Annotated in this window: 17 protein-coding genes and 1 pseudogene; 10 read left to right on the forward strand and 8 right to left on the reverse strand. The window is 70.7% G+C overall.

Translation table 11 applies throughout. The features are described from left to right. Nucleotides 1–14 precede the first annotated feature (14 nt). Entirely contained in the window at nt 15–443 is a 429-nt protein-coding gene (locus ACH4U8_RS38285; RefSeq protein ID WP_379988585.1) for an ankyrin repeat domain-containing protein, read from the reverse strand. 95 nt (nt 444–538) lie between these two features. Then, nucleotides 539–1,009, reverse strand: coding sequence for a hypothetical protein (locus ACH4U8_RS38290; RefSeq protein ID WP_395782773.1), 471 nt, complete (start codon nt 1,007–1,009; stop codon nt 539–541). Between the two features lie 190 nt (nt 1,010–1,199). On the opposite strand from ACH4U8_RS38290, the gene ACH4U8_RS38295 reads away from it, so the two are divergent. Continuing rightward, on the forward strand, nt 1,200–2,093 hold the full coding sequence (locus tag ACH4U8_RS38295) for a SecDF P1 head subdomain-containing protein (RefSeq protein ID WP_395782774.1): 894 nt from the start codon (nt 1,200–1,202) through the stop codon (nt 2,091–2,093). 195 nt (nt 2,094–2,288) lie between these two features. After that, entirely contained in the window at nt 2,289–3,251 is a 963-nt protein-coding gene (gene pip, locus ACH4U8_RS38300; protein ID WP_360310838.1) for a prolyl aminopeptidase, read from the forward strand. 25 nt (nt 3,252–3,276) lie between these two features. On the opposite strand, the gene ACH4U8_RS38305 is transcribed toward pip, so the two are convergent. Then, nucleotides 3,277–4,134: an aminoglycoside phosphotransferase gene (locus ACH4U8_RS38305; RefSeq protein WP_395782775.1), complete on the reverse strand. Its 858-nt coding sequence runs from the start codon at nt 4,132–4,134 to the stop codon at nt 3,277–3,279. A gap of 265 nt (nt 4,135–4,399) precedes the next feature. On the opposite strand from ACH4U8_RS38305, the gene ACH4U8_RS38310 reads away from it, so the two are divergent. Together ACH4U8_RS38310 and ACH4U8_RS38315 are read left to right on the forward strand one after the other, a co-directional pair. Next, complete coding sequence (locus ACH4U8_RS38310; RefSeq protein ID WP_395782776.1) at nt 4,400–4,891, forward strand: DUF1877 family protein; 492 nt, start codon at nt 4,400–4,402, stop codon at nt 4,889–4,891. Nucleotides 4,892–4,953: 62 nt separating this feature from the next. Then, on the forward strand, nt 4,954–5,445 hold the full coding sequence (locus tag ACH4U8_RS38315) for a GNAT family N-acetyltransferase (protein ID WP_395782777.1): 492 nt from the start codon (nt 4,954–4,956) through the stop codon (nt 5,443–5,445). Nucleotides 5,446–5,518: 73 nt separating this feature from the next. On the opposite strand, the gene ACH4U8_RS38320 is transcribed toward ACH4U8_RS38315, so the two are convergent. After that, nucleotides 5,519–6,493 carry an acetylxylan esterase gene (locus tag ACH4U8_RS38320; RefSeq protein ID WP_395782778.1) on the reverse strand — a complete coding sequence of 325 codons (975 nt, stop codon included), beginning with the start codon at nt 6,491–6,493 and terminating at the stop codon, nt 5,519–5,521. A 287-nt stretch (nt 6,494–6,780) separates the two neighbouring features. Here ACH4U8_RS38320 and ACH4U8_RS38325 point away from each other — a divergent pair. The 5 genes and pseudogenes from ACH4U8_RS38325 to ACH4U8_RS38345 form a co-directional block, all read left to right on the forward strand. Continuing rightward, a pseudogene (locus tag ACH4U8_RS38325) lies at nt 6,781–7,155 on the forward strand (VOC family protein); the annotation flags it as partial. A gap of 431 nt (nt 7,156–7,586) precedes the next feature. Beyond that, nucleotides 7,587–8,123: a hypothetical protein gene (locus tag ACH4U8_RS38330; protein WP_395782779.1), complete on the forward strand. Its 537-nt coding sequence runs from the start codon at nt 7,587–7,589 to the stop codon at nt 8,121–8,123. A gap of 41 nt (nt 8,124–8,164) precedes the next feature. After that, entirely contained in the window at nt 8,165–8,920 is a 756-nt protein-coding gene (locus ACH4U8_RS38335; RefSeq protein ID WP_395782780.1) for a class I SAM-dependent methyltransferase, read from the forward strand. A 61-nt stretch (nt 8,921–8,981) separates the two neighbouring features. Beyond that, on the forward strand, nt 8,982–9,494 hold the full coding sequence (locus ACH4U8_RS38340; RefSeq protein ID WP_395782781.1) for a GNAT family N-acetyltransferase: 513 nt from the start codon (nt 8,982–8,984) through the stop codon (nt 9,492–9,494). Between the two features lie 1,665 nt (nt 9,495–11,159). Continuing rightward, nucleotides 11,160–11,615, forward strand: a complete 456-nt coding sequence (locus ACH4U8_RS38345) for a nitroreductase family deazaflavin-dependent oxidoreductase (protein ID WP_360310856.1) — start codon at nt 11,160–11,162, stop codon at nt 11,613–11,615. Nucleotides 11,616–12,447: 832 nt separating this feature from the next. Here the strand turns inward: ACH4U8_RS38345 and ACH4U8_RS38350 are convergent. The 4 genes from ACH4U8_RS38350 to ACH4U8_RS38365 all read right to left on the reverse strand — a co-directional run bounded on the left by ACH4U8_RS38350 (nt 12,448) and on the right by ACH4U8_RS38365 (nt 15,370). Beyond that, complete coding sequence (locus ACH4U8_RS38350) at nt 12,448–12,699, reverse strand: DUF6247 family protein (protein ID WP_395782782.1); 252 nt, start codon at nt 12,697–12,699, stop codon at nt 12,448–12,450. Nucleotides 12,700–12,776: 77 nt separating this feature from the next. Further along, the gene (locus ACH4U8_RS38355) at nt 12,777–13,355 is read right to left on the reverse strand and encodes an HD family hydrolase (RefSeq protein ID WP_395782783.1); all 579 of its coding nucleotides are present in this window, start codon (nt 13,353–13,355) and stop codon (nt 12,777–12,779) included. Between the two features lie 21 nt (nt 13,356–13,376). Next, nucleotides 13,377–13,808 carry a transcriptional regulator gene (locus tag ACH4U8_RS38360; RefSeq protein WP_395782784.1) on the reverse strand — a complete coding sequence of 144 codons (432 nt, stop codon included), beginning with the start codon at nt 13,806–13,808 and terminating at the stop codon, nt 13,377–13,379. 230 nt (nt 13,809–14,038) lie between these two features. Further along, nucleotides 14,039–15,370 carry a transcriptional regulator gene (locus tag ACH4U8_RS38365; protein WP_395782785.1) on the reverse strand — a complete coding sequence of 444 codons (1,332 nt, stop codon included), beginning with the start codon at nt 15,368–15,370 and terminating at the stop codon, nt 14,039–14,041. 572 nt (nt 15,371–15,942) lie between these two features. Here ACH4U8_RS38365 and ACH4U8_RS38370 point away from each other — a divergent pair. Next, entirely contained in the window at nt 15,943–16,161 is a 219-nt protein-coding gene (locus ACH4U8_RS38370) for a hypothetical protein (RefSeq protein ID WP_395782786.1), read from the forward strand. The last annotated feature ends 238 nt before the right edge of the window (nt 16,162–16,399 follow it).

Here is a 16,399-nt window from a genome sequence, read left to right on the forward strand (position 1 = left end):
TCGGTCGGGCTCGCTCAGCCGGTTCGGGGCGGGCGCGCGCCGGCGGCCAGGAGGGCGGCCACCGTCTCCGGGTAGGGGCCCCTGGCGGCCCAGTCGATCGGGGCGTGGCCGGTGCCGTGGTCCTCGCGGAGATCGGGATCGGCGCCGTGCGCGAGCAGCGCCCGGACGGTGTCGGTGTGTCCCCAGCAGGCCGCCGCGCACAGCGGGGTGCCCTCGGAGCCGGTTCCGCTTTCGGTGTCGGGCGTCGCGCCGGCCTTCAGGAGGACCAGCACCACGTCCGCGGCCCCGTGTACGGAGGCCGCGTACAGCGGCGTGGTGCCGGCTCGGTCGGCCTGTTGCGGGTCGGCGCCCGCCCGGAGCGCGGCGCTCACCTCGGCGAGTCGGCCCAGGCCCGCCGCTCCCACCAGCAGGTCCGACAGTCGCTTGCGCTCACGATGGTTCACGCGGGTGAGGGTAGTGGGCCGGCCGCGAGCGTGCCCGTCATTATTCGGCGGGGCCTCGCGACCGGCGCGGGGGTGGGCACGGGCGGAGTACCTGCTCAGTGGCCGGCGTCCGCCGCGCCGTCGTGTGGCCGGTGGCGGGCCGCGCGGGCGGCGGCGACTTTCGCGGAGGTCTCCACCCAGGTGTCGCGGTACTCGCGGTCGAGCCGGTCTCGCCGGTCCTGGGAGAGGTGGTCGAGCGCGGGCAGCAGGTCGCGTTGTTCGTGTACCAGGAGGCCGTCCATCGCGGACGCGGCGTCCTGCGCCTCGTCGTGGAATCCGGAGCCGTTCGGGCCGAGTCGCTCGGCCGAGTCGAGGAAGCCCTCGATCCGGCGGGCCTGCGCGATGGCGTCGTCGACATAGCCGCTGCGGTGCCCCTCGGCGTCCCGGACGGCCGGATACAGCACGCGTTCCTTGGTGGCGAGGGTGGCCCGGATCGCGTCGTCGGCCTCGTCGAAGAGGGCGATGGTGCTCTCCGGGGTGGCCCGCCACCGGCGGATCAGCTCACGAAGGTTGCGGTTGTCCAGCACGGTTGTCTCCTTGCGCGTCGACTCGACTCATGCGGCCGTCGGCGCGGAGACGGCCGCGACCGCATCCCGTGCCACTGCCCCTTTGGGGCCGGATCATCCCTTGACCGGCGGGGGAGGGGCCCTCGTCCGCCCCGATCCCGGGCTGCCGGCCGGCTGCGGAGGGGATCGACGAGCCGGCATGGTGGTGCGGGTGACTCAGCCATCGCGTAATCGACTCGCCCGGTTCCTCGTCGCCACGGTCGCCGCCGCCGCCGTCGTGCTGCCGGCCGCGGCGGGCTGCTCATCGGAGGATCCGGTTCGATTCAAGGAGGGCGACCGCTCCGATTCCGCCGAGGAGACGTCCGGCACGGCCTTCGCCGAGGCCACGTTGACGCCGGAAGTTCCGTTGGGGGCGCCGCAGTTGACCGCCGCTGCGGAGACCATACGCAAACGCGCGACCTCGGCCGGCCTGGTGGTGAAGACCGTGACGGTCCGGGACGGCGTGTTGGTGGCGCGGGTCTCGTCGAGCAAGTTCGGCGCGGATACCAGGCAACGACTCGCGGCGATCGTCGGAGTCGGGCAGTTGACCGTGCGTCCGGTGAACAGCGTGACGCCGTTCCCGCCCGCGACCGGGGGACCGGGCAGCGGCACCACCCCCACGGGCGGACCCGAATGCGGCGACCCGGCGGCGCCGAAGGCCGATCCGCCGAGCGCGGAAGTCGTGATGTGCGATGGCAAGTTGTCGGAAAAGTACGTCCTGGGGCCGGCCGTGCTCACCAGGACCGACATCGCCGGGGCCGAGGCCAGGACGACGGAAGCGGGCACCTTCGCCTGGACCGTGATCGTCAAGTGGACGAACTCGGGTCAGGTCACCTTCACCCGGCTCACGTCCGAGGCCGCCGGCGGTCGACTGCCCACCGATCGCATCGCGATCGTGTGCGACGGCAGGCTGCTGGTGGCGCCGAGTGTGCGGTCCGCGATTCCGGGTGAGGTGGTGATCTCCGGGACGTTCAACGAGGCCGAGGCACGCCAACTCGCCGGGACCATCGACGGTGGAGTGTTGCCCACCGGGTTCAAGGTCGACTCGTATGTGGAGGGGCGGTAGCGGGCGGGCCGTCGCGGGCGGGCGGTAGCCCTGCGGGCGAGTCGGAACAAGGCTTGTTCGCAGGGGCGTTGGTCGCCGGATCGGGCCTCGGTGTCGCCGGCTCGGGTGCCTACGGGCGATCATGGTCACTGCCTTCGCGCGGTTTTGCCGCTCGAAGGCACCCGAACACACATCCCTGCTCGCAAGGAGCCACCCATGACCTCCGCACGGCCATATCCCCCCATCGAGCCCTACGAGCACGGAATGCTCGACGTCGGCGACGGCAATCACCTGTACTGGGAGACCTGCGGCAACCCGGCCGGCAAGCCCGCCCTGGTCGTGCACGGCGGGCCCGGATCCGGCTGTTCGACGGGTATGCGGCAACAGTTCGATCCGCAGCGCTATCGCGTCGTGCTCTTCGACCAACGGGGCTGCGGGCGCAGCACCCCGCACGCGAGCGACCCCGATACGGACATGCGGTCCAATACCACCGAGCATCTACTCGCGGACATCGAACGACTACGCGAACACCTCGGGGTGGAAAGGTGGTTGCTGTACGGCGGCTCGTGGGGTTCGACCCTGATCCTGGCGTACGCGCAGCGCCACCCCGAACGTGTCTCCGAGATCGTCATCCCGGCCGTCACCACGACCCGCCGCTCGGAAATCGACTGGCTGTATCGCGGCGTCGGCCGCTTCCTGCCCGCCGAATGGGAACGCTTCCGCGACGGCGTCCCACCCGCCGAACGCGACGACCTCGTCGCGGCCTACGCCCGCCTGGTCGAAGACCCGGACCCGGCGGTCCGCGAGCGTGCCACCAACGCCTGGTGCACCTGGGAGGACGCGGTCGTCGGCACCGAACCGAACGGCCGCCCCGACGCGTACTCCGGCCGCCCCACGGCCGCCCGCGCCGCCCTGGTCCGCATCGTCACCCACTACTTCGCCCACGGCGCCTGGCTCCCGGAAGGCATCCTCCTGGCCAACGCCGACCGCCTCGCCGACATCCCCGGCGTCCTCATCCACGGTCGCCTGGACCTCAGCAGCCCCCTCGACACGGCGTGGGAACTGGCCAAAGCCTGGCCCGCCGCCACCCTGACCACGATCTCCGACGCCGGCCACCTCGGCAGCCCCACCATGCGCGGCGAAATCCAAGCCGCCCTGACCCGATTCGCCACCCGCTGACCCGACGGGGACTCGAAGCCCCGCTCTAGGCCCACAAGTCCGCCCAGTGGCGGGCGGCTTGGGCGATTTCGGCCGCGCCCCAGACGTCGTCCGCCGCGTATTCCTCCCAGCGTCGCGCCTCGGCGCGGGTGAACGTGCGGACGCCGTCCGGGGTCGCCGAGCGCCATCCGGGGGTTCGGGACACCCAGGACCGTGCCTGTTCGGGCGTGTGGCCGCCGGCGGAGACCAGTCGCAGGCCCCACAGGGCCGGATCGATCCAGGCGGGGCCGAGGGCGGGCCAGGCCCAGTCCACCAGGCGGGCTCGGACGCCGTCGACCAGGACGTTGCAGGCGGCCGGGTCGGTGTGCAGCAGGCACGTTCCGGACAGGAGCGGCTCCTGGTCCGGGTCGCACCAGTAGCCCCAGCGGTCCCACGCACTCGGCAACCGCAACTCCGGTGCCGGACAACCGCCCAACTCGGCAAGGGCGCGCACGACCAGGGGCAGGTCCGGCGATCCCGGGGCGTAGTCGGCGTGCCGACCCACGATCCCCTCGAACGCCAGCAGGTGCCATCCTGCGACCTCCAACCGCCACAGCACGCGTGGCGAGCCGGCGGGCAGGAAGGCGTTCACCCTTTCCTCCTGGCCGAGTTCGTCGACCGGTCCCCAGGCCGACCCCCACCAGCCGGGCCCCGCACCGGAGATGCCCCCGACGGGTGCGGCGTCGTGTGCCCGCTGGGCCTTGACGAACACGGTCCGCCCGTCGGGGAGGGTGAGCACCGCAGAGGCGCCGCAGTTCGCCCCACTGACCGCGTCCGCCACCGCCGGCTCCGCGCCCAGCCGGCCGCTGACCGCGTCGCGCGCCGCGACGGGCAGCCGATCCCACGCCACGCGGGCGATCGTCACGGCGCCGGCGGTGGCGGATGCTCGGGCGGCGCCGGTGGGTTCTTGTCCGGCGACCTGGGCCCGGGCGGACGCCCGGGATTGTCCGGGGTCGACGGACCGCGCGGAGCCGTACGCGCCTTTCGCATCATGCCCGCAGCGTAGACGGCGCGCCCCCGTCGGGCCAGGAGTACGGAGTACGGCCCGGGTAGGAGACCGCGATCGTGGTGGTGTCGGGTGGGGGTGGTGTGATGGGGGAAATCTTCGATGGGTCGGGGACGGAGGGGTGATGGGCGGGCGGGGTGTCTTGTTTGCGGTGACGGAAGGGGACCGTTCGCGGCTCCTGGCGGCTGTGGACGACGCGGAGGTGATGGCGGTTGTCGAGGAGGTCGAGGAGCGCTGGGAGCCGGCGTGGTTGGTGGAGGTGGACAAGGCCTGGGATGCGCTGCATCGGTGTCTGACGGACGGCACGTTGACCTATGACGGTGGCGAGTATCCGTTGTCGCACGCGATTCTCGGTGGCTATCTGCTGCACGAAGGGGACGAATATGTCGTTTCCTATGTGGCTCCGGACGAAGTGCGGGCGGTCGCCGCGGCGTTGGCGCCGTTGCCTGCCGAATGGGTGCGGGAGCGGTTCGGGGCGCTGGAGTTCGTGGAGTACGACGGGGCGGCCGACGAGGACGATATCGCCTACACGCAGGGGTTTTTGCCGGGATTGAGGGATTTTTATCGGTGTGCCGCGGACGCGGGGCGAGCGGTGATCTTCACGGTGGATCCGTAGCCGGCCGGGCCGGCCTGCGCAAACGGGTTGGCAGTGGGCCGGTGGCCCGGCAAGCTGGGACGATGTTGATCAGGGAAGCCACCGAGGGTGACTGGGCAGGTGTCCGGCCGTTCTTTCGGGAGATCGTCGCCGCCGGCGAGACGTTCACGTATCCGCTCGACCTGGATGCGGACGAAGCTCGTGAGTGGTGGTTTCTGGCCGCCCCGTCGCGGACCGTGGTCGCGGTCGACCAGAGCGGGGCGGTGCTCGGCACGGCGAAGATGAATCGCAATCACCTGGGCAACGGTTCGCACATCGCCAGTGCGAGCTACATGGTCGACCCCGCCCACTCGGGACGCGGGGTCGGGCGGGCCCTGTGCGAGTACTCGATCGCGTGGGCTCGTGCGCAGGGGTATCGGGCGATGCAGTTCAACGCCGTGGTCGAGACGAATGTGTACGCGGTGCGGCTGTATCGCGACCTCGGGTTCGAGCTGGTCGGCACCGTGCCGGAGGGCTTCAAGCATCCGAAGCATGGATATGTCGGGCTGCACGTCATGCATTTGGCGCTGGTTTGAGCAGGTGCCGACGGCTGCGGCGGGGCGCGGCGTGGTGGTCTGCTCGGTTCTCGACGCCGCGCCCGATTCGCGGTCAGGTGCCGAAGGCGGTGTGCAGGTAGCTCAGCCGTACGCCGTCCTGGAACGCGCCGCCGCCCTCGTGGCCGTTGAACGGGTAGACCTCCATGCGCTTGGTCGCCGGGTAGTGGTGGTAGGCGGTGAACACCGTGGACGGCGGGCAGGTCGTGTCCATCAGCGCTGCGCTGAACAACGCCGGTGCGGTGGCCCGGGTGACGTGGTTGACCGCGTCGAAGTAGCCCAGCGTGCGGAACACTTCGTCGGTGTGGTCGCGGTGGGCCGCGAGGTAGCGGGCGAGTTCGCCGTACGGGCCGGTCGCGGCGATCTCGGCGCCTCGGCGAAAGTGGCACAGGAACGGGACCTCGGCCACGACCGCGGTCAGGTCGGGGACCAGGCCGGACGTGGCGAGGGCGATGCCGCCGCCCTGACTCTCGCCGACCATCGCGATCCTGGTCGGGTCGACGGCCGGGTGGCTGCGGGCCGTGGCGACGGCGCGTACCGCGTCGACGAACACCCGGCGGTAGTAGTACAGGTCCGGGTCGGTGATGCCGCGGGTCATGAAGCCCGGATGCGTGGAGCCGCCGCCCGCCGGGGCGTCGTCGCCGGTGTCCCCGCTGCGCCACACGCCGCCCTGGCCGCGTACGTCCACCACGAGGTGTGCGAACCCGGCTGCGGCGTACAGGAGTTGCTCGTGCGGTAGGCCACGTCCGCCGCCGTAGCCGGGGAATTCGACGACACAGGGGAGCGGGTCGTCCCGCCGCGCGGGCAGGAGCAGCCAGGCGTGTACGCGCTGGCCGGCGTATCCCGCGAAGGACACGTCGTACACCTCCACCTGGGTCAGCGGGCCGGGCTCGGACGTGAAGGTCGGGTCGAGGGGGTGCGTGTCGGCCTCGGCGAGCGTGCGGGCCCAGAAGGCGTCGAAGTCGTCCGGTCGCGGAATCGCCGGCCGAAAACCTTCCAGGTCGGTCAAGGGCAGGTCGCTCAAGGGCATGCCGGGTCCTCGTTCCGTGCGAGTGCGTCGTCGGGTGCGCGGCTCGTGCACCGTCGCCTGCCAATTCTCGGGGCGGTGGGATCGGGATGATCACGGGGGCCGGGTCGGCGGTGAATTGTGGGTGGTGGGTGGGCGGTGCGTTGCGGGTGGTGTGCAAGACGCCCCGGGCGCCGGCCCGCGCTTGACACCCGGCCCTTCCCCGTCGAAGATCGACGGCGGCATCGAACGTCGGCACCGGTCGGGTGCGGCGCACGAGGTGTCAGGTGATGCCTTGGAGGCATTCCACCGTGTCGATCCGGTTGAATCACACCATCGTCCTGTCTCGGGACCGGCAACTCGCCGCCGAGTTCACCGCCGGGCTTCTGGGCCTCGAAGTCGGCTCACCCGCAGGGATGTTCCTGCCGGTGGCCACCGCCAACGGCGTGACATTGGACTTCGCCACCGTCGCGCCGGAGACGATCTCGGCGCAGCACTACGCATTCCTCGTCTCCGAATCGGAGTTCGACGCGATCCTCGGACGCTTGGTGGCTGCGGGGGTCCGGCACTACGCGGATCCGCGACTGAGCGAACCGGATGCGATCAATCATCACTACGGCGGTCGGGGTACCTACTTCCTCGATCCGAGCGGGCACTACCTGGAGATCATCACGCGTCCGTATGGCGACGGCGACGGCGACGGCGACGGCGACGGCGACGGCGACGGTGACGGTGATGTTGGCGCGGGCGAGGGCGGCACGGTCGGATCGGCTGCGGTCGAGGGCACCCCTGAGGCGAACCCTGACGTGTAACGGGGCCACCAGGCCACCGATCACGGCCCCGAGGAGGACGCGGATCCTTGCGCGGTGCCGCCGGTACCCCCGACTCCCAAGGTCGCCAGGGGTGATCCCTGGGACGTAGGTAATCCTCGGGATAGGCGTGAGGACGTACTTTCGTAACCCCCCGAGTGCGTCGCCGGGAGTAGTACCCCTAGGGGCGGGTCCTCCCCAAGCAGTAACAGGAGTACCTACACACGACTGATTCCGTGCTGCTTGATCGCCCCTAGATTTAAGGAGCCGAAGACGTGGATCAGTGGAAGAAGAGGACCGGGGGACCCATGAGCGCCGCAACGAGGTCGGGGACAGTAGCCGCGTTCATGCGTTTCGTCTTCTTCGGCGGTGGCACCGGACTCGCGTCGAGCGCCGTGCTCGTGGCCCTGTCCGGGCACATGTCCATCATCGTCGCCAACGCCATGGTGACCGTGGTCTTCACACTGCTGGCCACCGAGTTGCACAGCCGATTCACCTTCGGCGCGGGTCGGGCCCGGGGTCGGGTCCACCTGCAGTCGGCGCTTTCGGCGGGCGTCTCCTACCTCTTCACCACCGGCGCGATGTTGGCCCTGCATGCGCTGCAGTCGGCTCCGGGAGTGCTCAAGGAGCAGGCGGTGTATCTGACCGCCTCCGGTGTGGCGGGGGTCGCGCGGTTCCTGTTCCTGCGGTTCGTGGTGCGATCCAAGGCGGTTGTGGCGACGGTGGTTCCGGTGGTCGTGCCGGTGGTTGCGCCGGTGGTCGTACCGGCTGTCGCCACCGTTGCGCGGCCGGTGGTGCGGGAGCGGGCCGTGTTGACCCGTGGGTCGCTCGTCGCGACCGCGTAGGTTTCCAAGTTTTCCTGGCACGTTCGAACGGGAGTACCGGTATGACCAGCGCCGCTGCCGAACACTACGAGCGGCTGCTCGCCGAGAACTACACCTGGATGTTGGGCGGCGACCTGGCCCCGATCGTCGCGGGGCAGGGCGAGTTGCTGACCGAGCTGGGTATCGCGCCGACGCGGACGTCCGCGATCTCGGTGGACCTGGGGTGCGGGCCGGGCAATCAGAGTCTGGCGCTGGCGGAGCTGGGCTTCACCCGGGTCTTCGCGGTCGACACCAGTCGCCTCCTCCTCTCCGAACTCGCGGAGCACGCAGCCGAATTGCCGGCGATCGAGCCGGTGCACGAGGACATCCGCAAGGTGCTGCCGGGGCTCACCTCGCCGGGCGGGGTCGCGGCCGTCGTGTGCATGGGCGACACGCTCACCCATCTGCCCTCGAAGGACGACGTGACGGCGCTGCTCGGCGACATCGCGCAGGCCCTCGAACCCGGCGGCCGGCTCGTCGTCACCTACCGGGATCTCACCGAGACGCTGCACGGAATAGACCGTTTCATCCCGGTGCGAAGCACCGGCAACCGCGTCCTGACCTGCTTCCTGGAGTATCCGGACGAGGACACGGTCCTCGTCTACGACCTTCTGCACGTCCACGACGGCACCGCCTGGACCCAACACGTCGGCAGCTACGCCAAGCTCCGGATCGCCCCGACCTGGCTCGCCGACCGCTGTGCCGAGGTGGGTCTGGTTCCCGAACGCAACGAACCCGGCCCGGCCGGCCTGTGGGTGCTGGCGGCGCGGAAGGCGTGACGGGACGGGGCCCGGAAATCCGCATGCGGTTCGACCATTTGTCGTGATACTCCTGGCCCCCATGAAAAAAGATCTTGAAACGACTCGGCTCGTGTTGCATCCGCTGACCGTCCCGGAGGTGGAGCGGCTGGTGGCCGGCACACCGGTCGACGACGCGTGCTGGGCGGCCGGCTATCCCTCGCACGGCGACGTGGCCGGCGGCCGGCGGTTCCTGGACACCTGCGCGAACGACGGTGATCCGGGCGCGTTCGGCAATTACGAGATTCGCCGCCGCACCGACGGGCGGGCGATCGGTGGGCTGGGCTTCCACGGGGCGCCCGACGCGAGCGGCGCGGTCACCATCGGCTACGGCTTGGCCCCGGAAGCGCGCGGCCACGGCTACGCGACCGAGGCCCTGCGCGAACTCCTGCGCTTCGCCCGGGAGGCGGGCGTCACCTGCGTCCGAGGCGACACCGCACGCGACAACGTCGCCTCCCAATACGTGATGACGGCCGTCGGCATGCAACTGACCAAGGAGGACCCCGACCTCAAGCACTACGCCATCTCCTGGCCGGAGCCGACACCGACCAGGTAGCGGGCACGCCGCATCGGACGCCGCGACGCTGCGGTGGTCGGGTCGGCCTTGTCGGCGAGGGCGCTCAGGGGGCGGTGGTCGAGGTGTGGCCGCGTGTTCGGTGTGCCGCGCGCCGGCCATCCGGCGGGCGACTCTGCTCCCGGTCGCGGCGGTTGCGGGCGCGCCGCATCGGGCGATTGACCGAGGCCACGATGCCTGCGACGCCGACCATGACGGCAGACAGTGTGGTCGCGGTCGTGGGGCCGGCCTTGTCGCGAGCGCGCCAAGGGCATTGTTGGCCACGAGCAGCGCCGCGCTCTGGACGAGGGTGAGCAGCGCCTGCATCCGGGACAGGTGGGTGCCCGGTACGCCGGTCAGGACCAACAGGCCGATATGGCAGGCGAACATCTCGGAGCCGACGCCGAGGACGACGACCCCGCCGATCGTCGCGACGGTGACGGTCGGGGCGAGGGCGATCCGGCCGCCGGCGACGCACAACCCAGGGCCGCGCCCACACCGATACGACGGGCCTGGCCCCGGCGGGTGATCAGCAACGCGACCGCGATCATCCCGAGGCTCCGGCCACCAGCCCGGGGCCCGGTCCCACCGTGCCGGCGCGTCGACAGGGCCCAACAGGGCCACCACCGGCAACAGAAACGCAGCCGCGACGGCGGTCGGCAGCAGCACGGGCCGCAGGACCGGATCGGCGAACGCAAGCCAGACCCCGCCAACGGCTCCGATCCCAGACGTTCGTCCCGAGGCGCACGTTCGACGTCGAAGGCGGCCCGGACGCAGACCAGTACGACGGCCAGGGCTGATCTGCGGTAGCTGGTTTTGGGACCGGCCTGGTGGGTTCGGTGGGTGCGTTGTCGGCGGCAGCGCCGCCTCAGTGGCCACGGCCGACTGCACGCTGTTCGACGGGCGGGAGGTGGCGGGAGAGGCTGCCTTGGGTGGTGGTGTCCCCGGCCGCGAGCCCGTTGTGGTTGCGGCGGCGCGGGCGGGCAATGGCTGTCCGTCTGGCGGCTGCGGCACGCTCCAGGGGTGGTGCGTTCCATCTGCCCCGAACGAGGCCGACAGCACAACAGCCGGCTGCACATCGGTCATCGGGGTCGGACGAGTCGGTGCGGATCGGGTGGGCCGGATTTCGTACCCAGGCTCCGTGCGCCGGACAGGTCGTGGATCACATTCAGGGGGTCGCGCACTGTGCGGTCGAGGCGGCCCAGGGTGGGACACCACGATTGCGTTCTTGTCGCGGGCGTATCCGAGTCGAGGGCGGAGCCCGCGTCGGTCGGTTTTTGTGCGGGCATGTTCAGCGGGCGGGTCTCGTGGGACGACTTTGTGGGGTAACTTCCGCATCGATCTGCGCGGTTCCCGTGGCGGGTTCCTGTTGCGCGGTGATGGCGCGTCGGGAGCGAGGTGCGGCCAGGAGGGTGGTCGGCTGCGGGGTGAGCACGGTGGCGGTTTCTGTGCGTGTCGTTTGTGGCAGGGAGGGTTGTCCGACCTCGTGTCGGTCGGCGAGGATCGGCGGTTGGACGGCCTTGGCCCGGGTGCCGCCGGGCCGGGCCGGAAGTTCTCGACGGAAGATGTGGCTGGGATGTCGAGATCGGCGTGGCTGCTCCGTCCGAGGGGCAGATGCGATGTGGCCGGTGTGGCCGCACCGTTCCGTGTAGGGGAAGGACAGCCGTCATGGCCATTGCCGAGGACCTCGACCGCGCCACCGACTCGCAGTGGGACTGGGTCGCCGAGCACACCCGCACGTATCTCGCCTCGGGCGGCACCGAAGGTCACGAGAGCAATGGCGTGCACACTCTCGTGCTCGCCACGACCGGACGCCGGACCGGTACGCCTCGCCGCACCTGCCTGATCTACGGCACCTCGGGTGGCGAGTACGTCGTTGTCGCCTCCAAGGGCGGTGCCGCAGAGAACCCGGCATGGTTGATGAACCTCGAGGCGGAACCGAGTGTCGGCGTGCAGGTCGGCACTCGCCGGTTCACCGCCCGCGCCCGCGTCGCATCCTCGGCCGAGCGGGCGTCTCTCTGGGCGCAGATGGTGGACATCTTCCCGCTCTACGACGAATACGCGCGGAAGACCGACCGCGAGATCCCGATCGTCCTGCTCACCCCACTGGATGGACCCGGATAGGGCAAGGTCGGGCTGCGCGGGGTCGGTTCAGGGTGGGCGCCGCCACCGGGATGAGTGAGGCTCCGGGTGTACGGGCGACCCTGGATCAACTTGTCCTGGCCGGAGCTTCGGATGCCCCGCCACCCCTGCGGAGATCGCCGTGGCAGGCCCTGCCTGTCGCTGACGGTGTTGGCCTTGATGGCGTTCTGCTTCTTCTTGCCGGAGACGAAGGCCCGCCGTCCGGGCCGGTTGGCCTTGGGCCGGCGGACCTGGGTCTCGGTCCCGTCGATCCGCAGGGTGATCCCTTCGGCTTCCGCGCAGGCGAACGCGCCCGCCAAGGTGCACAACCGCGCCCTGGGCGGTCGGGGACGGCGAGGCCACGCGCCGCCGGCAGCGGCAGGATCTCGCCGATGGCGCGGGAAACCATGGAGCGAGCCGGCCCGTACGGCTTGGCCGGCGCGGCGTACGGGAGCCCGGTGCGCAGGTGCGCCAGGACCGGCACCCGGTCGGTGAAAACCAGGTTGTACTTCGGTCAGGCGCCGGCCTCCCGCCGCCGCTCGGCGCCACGCCGCTCATGCGGAGCCGACTCGCACCAGGCAAGCCGCGGGCCCGCCAACTCCTCGACCGGATCGCCGAGATGTGAACGGGAGACGCCGCAGAAGGCAGGATGGGACAAGGTCGCGCGGGCCCACGTCGCCATGGGCGCTGTTCACGTGGGCCGACTCCGTTCGTGCAGTCGGCGCCGGCCGGTGCAGGTGGACTCGTCGCCGTGGCTCACGGGTGGTCTCGCCCTGCGCGAGGTCGGCCGGGACGGGGTGTCGACGGCCGGGCCGACGTTGATCCGCCGGAGGGCCTATTCGGTCTCCGGCCGGTCGGGGCTGCGTCGCATGCGGATCTCGGCCTGCCAGGGGCCGAGCATGTCGGCGAGGGGCTGGAGGTCGCCGTCGGCGTTCGCGGCGGCGAGTGCGGCCTGGTACTCCTCTTCGAAGTCCATGCGGAGGTCGTCCGGGAGTTCGGCGCGGATCTCGGCGGGGGTGGCGTGGTGGGTGCCGCCGAAGCCGATGGTGTGCCGGGGCCGGCGAGGGTCGGTGGTCTGCTCGTTCATGCCGCCAGGGTGGCATCGCGGTGGGCGTGACCGGTAGCCGGCGCGCACACAGGCGGAGTGCGCGCCGGCTACGCGCTCTACTTCGACTCGCCCATGGCCTCACGAAGCCAGGTGAGAGTCCCGGTCTTCAGCAATTCCTCGGCCAAGCGCCTCGCCGACTCGGTACGGATTCGCTTCTGGGAGTTCACGATCCACCGGTCCACGTTCTTGTGTCCCTGGTCCTGGTATTCCAGGGCCTGGATCAGGCACTCCAGCTTGTCCGCGTCGCCCGCGCAAATCGCCTCGGGCGTTTCGCGGGCCTCGTATTCGCCGATGATCGACCGCATCAGCGCGCCCAGACCGGCGGGCATGCCCTGGGACTGGTCGGCCGCGATCCGCTCGGTGTCGCCTTTGCCGACGTACTTCTGGCTGATGTGCGCGAGGTCGCCGGTGCGCGTCTCCCCGGTGTCGTGCCATACCGACAGGAGCGCGGCCTTCGCCGGGTCGGCACCCTCCAACTCGGCGATGATCGAGGCCAGGAGCGCGGCCCGCCAGGAGTGCTCGGCCACGGACTCCGGATCCTTGACGCCGGCGATCCACCACCCGGTCCGTTTGTGCAGCTTCAACGTGCCCGCCTCGAAGAGGAAGTTCGCCACCGCGCGGTCTCCGTCAGCCACCCCATGCCCCTTGCCTGTGGTCTACGTCTTCGACAGGCGGACGGCGTACCGGACTGCGTCCAGCTCTCGCCGTGCCTGTGTGGTCAGCGTCGCGCCATCCAACAGGACATCGACCCGTTCCCGCAGGACGTCCGTGTCGACGCCCGCCGCCTGGAGGAGGTGAGGGCGGACGGTGAACAGCGACCACAGGGTGTGGACGCACAGCTCGGAGAACCCCAACCCTGGTGTGAGGTGGCCGGCGAGGTGCGCGAGGAGGCGCCGCCCGCTCCAGGCCCCTGGGGTCACCGGCGCCGCCATGAACGCGTCGTCCCCGTGCAGTTGCGGCAACCCACCGACCCAGTAGGCCCGGTAGTTCAGATTCGCGGTTTCCCCGGGGTCGCTGTCCACGAGGGTGTGTTCGATGAAGTTGGTCCTCCTCTCGGGATTGCCCTGACGGACGGCGACGGAGGCCACAGAGCGCGCGTCGAGCCAGTCGACAAGCCATCCCTGGCTACGGCGGCCTCGCTGCTGGTGCTGTATCCACGGCGTGGCGTCCGGCGCCGGGTCGTAGCCGACGAGATAGAGCGCCTGACGGCGGGTCAGGATGTCTGGGGGGCGTTCGCGGTCTCGGCGGTTCGGCGAACCGATGTGAAGAACTGCTGCCGTCCGCCGTTCGGCAGTTCGGGCGCTGTGTGGCGGATCGACTACGCGACGCTCTCTGCAAATCGCTCGCGGAACTCGCGCACCACCGGTGCGGACTCGTGCGAGGCGAGTTGCCCGGCCAGCAATGACAGCCGGGCGTTGCTGCGCGCCGAGTCGATGCCGACCGCGATGTCGAGTACCCGCGTCGCGACGCGAGCCGCCTCGTCGACCTCGCGGGCCTGGAGGTACGCCTCCGCCAGCCACGACAGATAGAGGGACATCTCCCTGACATGCGTGGTGTCGTACCGGTCGACGGCGGTCCGCAGCAGCGGCTCGGCACGTAGCGGCCTGCGCAACTCGGTGTAGCAGCGGCCGGCCATGACGTTCATCTCGTCGCGGTTCAGCCAGTACACCCACTCGGGATCCTCGCCCGGCCGGCTGCGCTCGAAGGCGTCGTCGGCGGCTCCGAGCGCCCGGTCGCACTCGCGGGGCTGGTCTGCTCGGGCGTGCGCCCACGCGACCCGTTCGAGGAGGAGCGCGCGCACACTGGCCGTCGCCTCCCCCCTGCCTCCGGCCTCTGCGGACCGGGCGACCAGCACGGCCTCGGTTTCCCGGCCGGTGTTGGCCATCTGGTACGACAGCGTGGACAGCAGGTTCGCGGCGAGAGGTCGGTCGCCGGCCCCGTGGGCGAGCCGGACGCCGGCGAGGTAGTCGCGTTCCGCCTGGGCGTGTAGGCCGAGGTCGGACGCCACCCAGCCTGCGAGCTGGGCGAGTTCGGCGCCGACGGTCAGCAACGCGCGGCCGGTCTCTTCCGTGTAGGAGCCCTCGCGGAGGACGCGAACGGTGTCGGCGAGTTCGCCTGCGATGGCGGGGTAGAGGTCGGTGCCGCCGACGATGTCGTCCATGCGTCGGAGATGGTCACCACGCCGGCGGATGGTGTCGGCGAGGGCGGCTCCGACGCGGCGGCCGGAGCGCATCTCGTACACCTGAGGCGTGTCGGCGAGCAGCCACTCGTGGGCGACCCGGGCGGCGAGTGCGTCGGCGTGGTTGTCGGTGAGGGCATGCGCCACGGCCTCCGCATCGGCCCGGCTCCACTCGTCGGTGCACCACGGTGTTGCCGAGCCCGGGACCGGGGGCGCGGCTTGGCCACGGCGTCCTCGCATCGGGGCGGCGGCGGCTTCGAGTTCGTCGAGGCTGATCCCGAGGACGGTCGAGATCCACGGCAGCCACCGGGTGGGGAGCCGGACGCCGCGCTCCCACCGGGAGACCTCGTGCCTGGTCACCGTGGCGTCGCCGGATGCCTGGCACAGGAGATCGGCGAGACGCTGCTGGGTCCTGCCCTGCTCGCGTCGCACGCGTGCGATGAGCGTTCCGACGGTTTCGTGCTGGTGCATGGTTGCCCCCGACATAGTGCACATGTCGTGCTGCCGGCCAACAGTCTGGCCCACTCAGAGGCCCACATGCAGGCTCCTCACCGAACCGGGGTGGAAGCGATTCCCTGGTCACCACGCTTGCGGCGACCAAGGAGTACGGAAATGGCGGCAACAGATCCCCCCGATCGAGTTCATGTGGGCCCATCCGGCGACTCCCACCGTCCGGTGCGGGTGAAGTTCCCGGATCGCGAGCCAGTGGACATGACAACCGACGAACTGGTCGCGCTCCAGCACGAGATCCGGGCGTACCTGCTGTACCGGGTCCCAGCTCCGCCGCTCGGCCGGATCTCGAACTCGGGCGGCTGAGGAGCCGCCCATGGCCGCAGCGGTACGGGACCGCACGCGGCCTCCGGCCAGGCCCGCGCGTCCTACCGCACCGCCCGGTCGGCCCCGGCCACCCGCGCTGCGTCGGGTGACCAGGCCCGGCGGTGCGCGAATCACTGCCGGGCCCGCCTTCCCTCGCCCGGCCGCAGGTACCCCCGACGGCGGCCGGGCGAGGACCACCATCACTCACACCCAGGCTTGGAGAGGTCATGCCCCACTCGCCCCCGTGGACCATCGGCGACAACCTGTGGCGCAAACTCGGCGACGGCAACCACCACTTCGGCACCATCACCCGCGTCTGGCAGGACACCGACGGCCGATGGATGGTCGAGTACACCCGCGGCTGGAGCCGAGCAGCACGGGAAACCCACATCGCACCGGCCGACGAGATGTACAGCGCCAGTACGGCCCCCTCGCGGCCGGTGTGACCTACCCGAGCCGGACCTGCCATCGGTCCGCCGGCAACTCCTGGACCGCTGCGGGCCAACCGTCGCGCGAGAACCTGGCGACCTTCACGCCAGGGGCATCGGACTGCTCCATTCATCGTGTCTCGTCTCCATCCGGCCCACCTCCACCTAATCCGGAGTTAGTGGCAGTACTCGTCGTGTGAATCTGAGTTCTGCTCCGTGTGTTCTGGCGGTCACGTGGGCGCCAATCGGACGCCTC

The sequence above is a fragment of the Embleya sp. NPDC020886 genome, assembly GCF_044333915.1.
GTDB lineage: Bacteria > Actinomycetota > Actinomycetes > Streptomycetales > Streptomycetaceae > Embleya.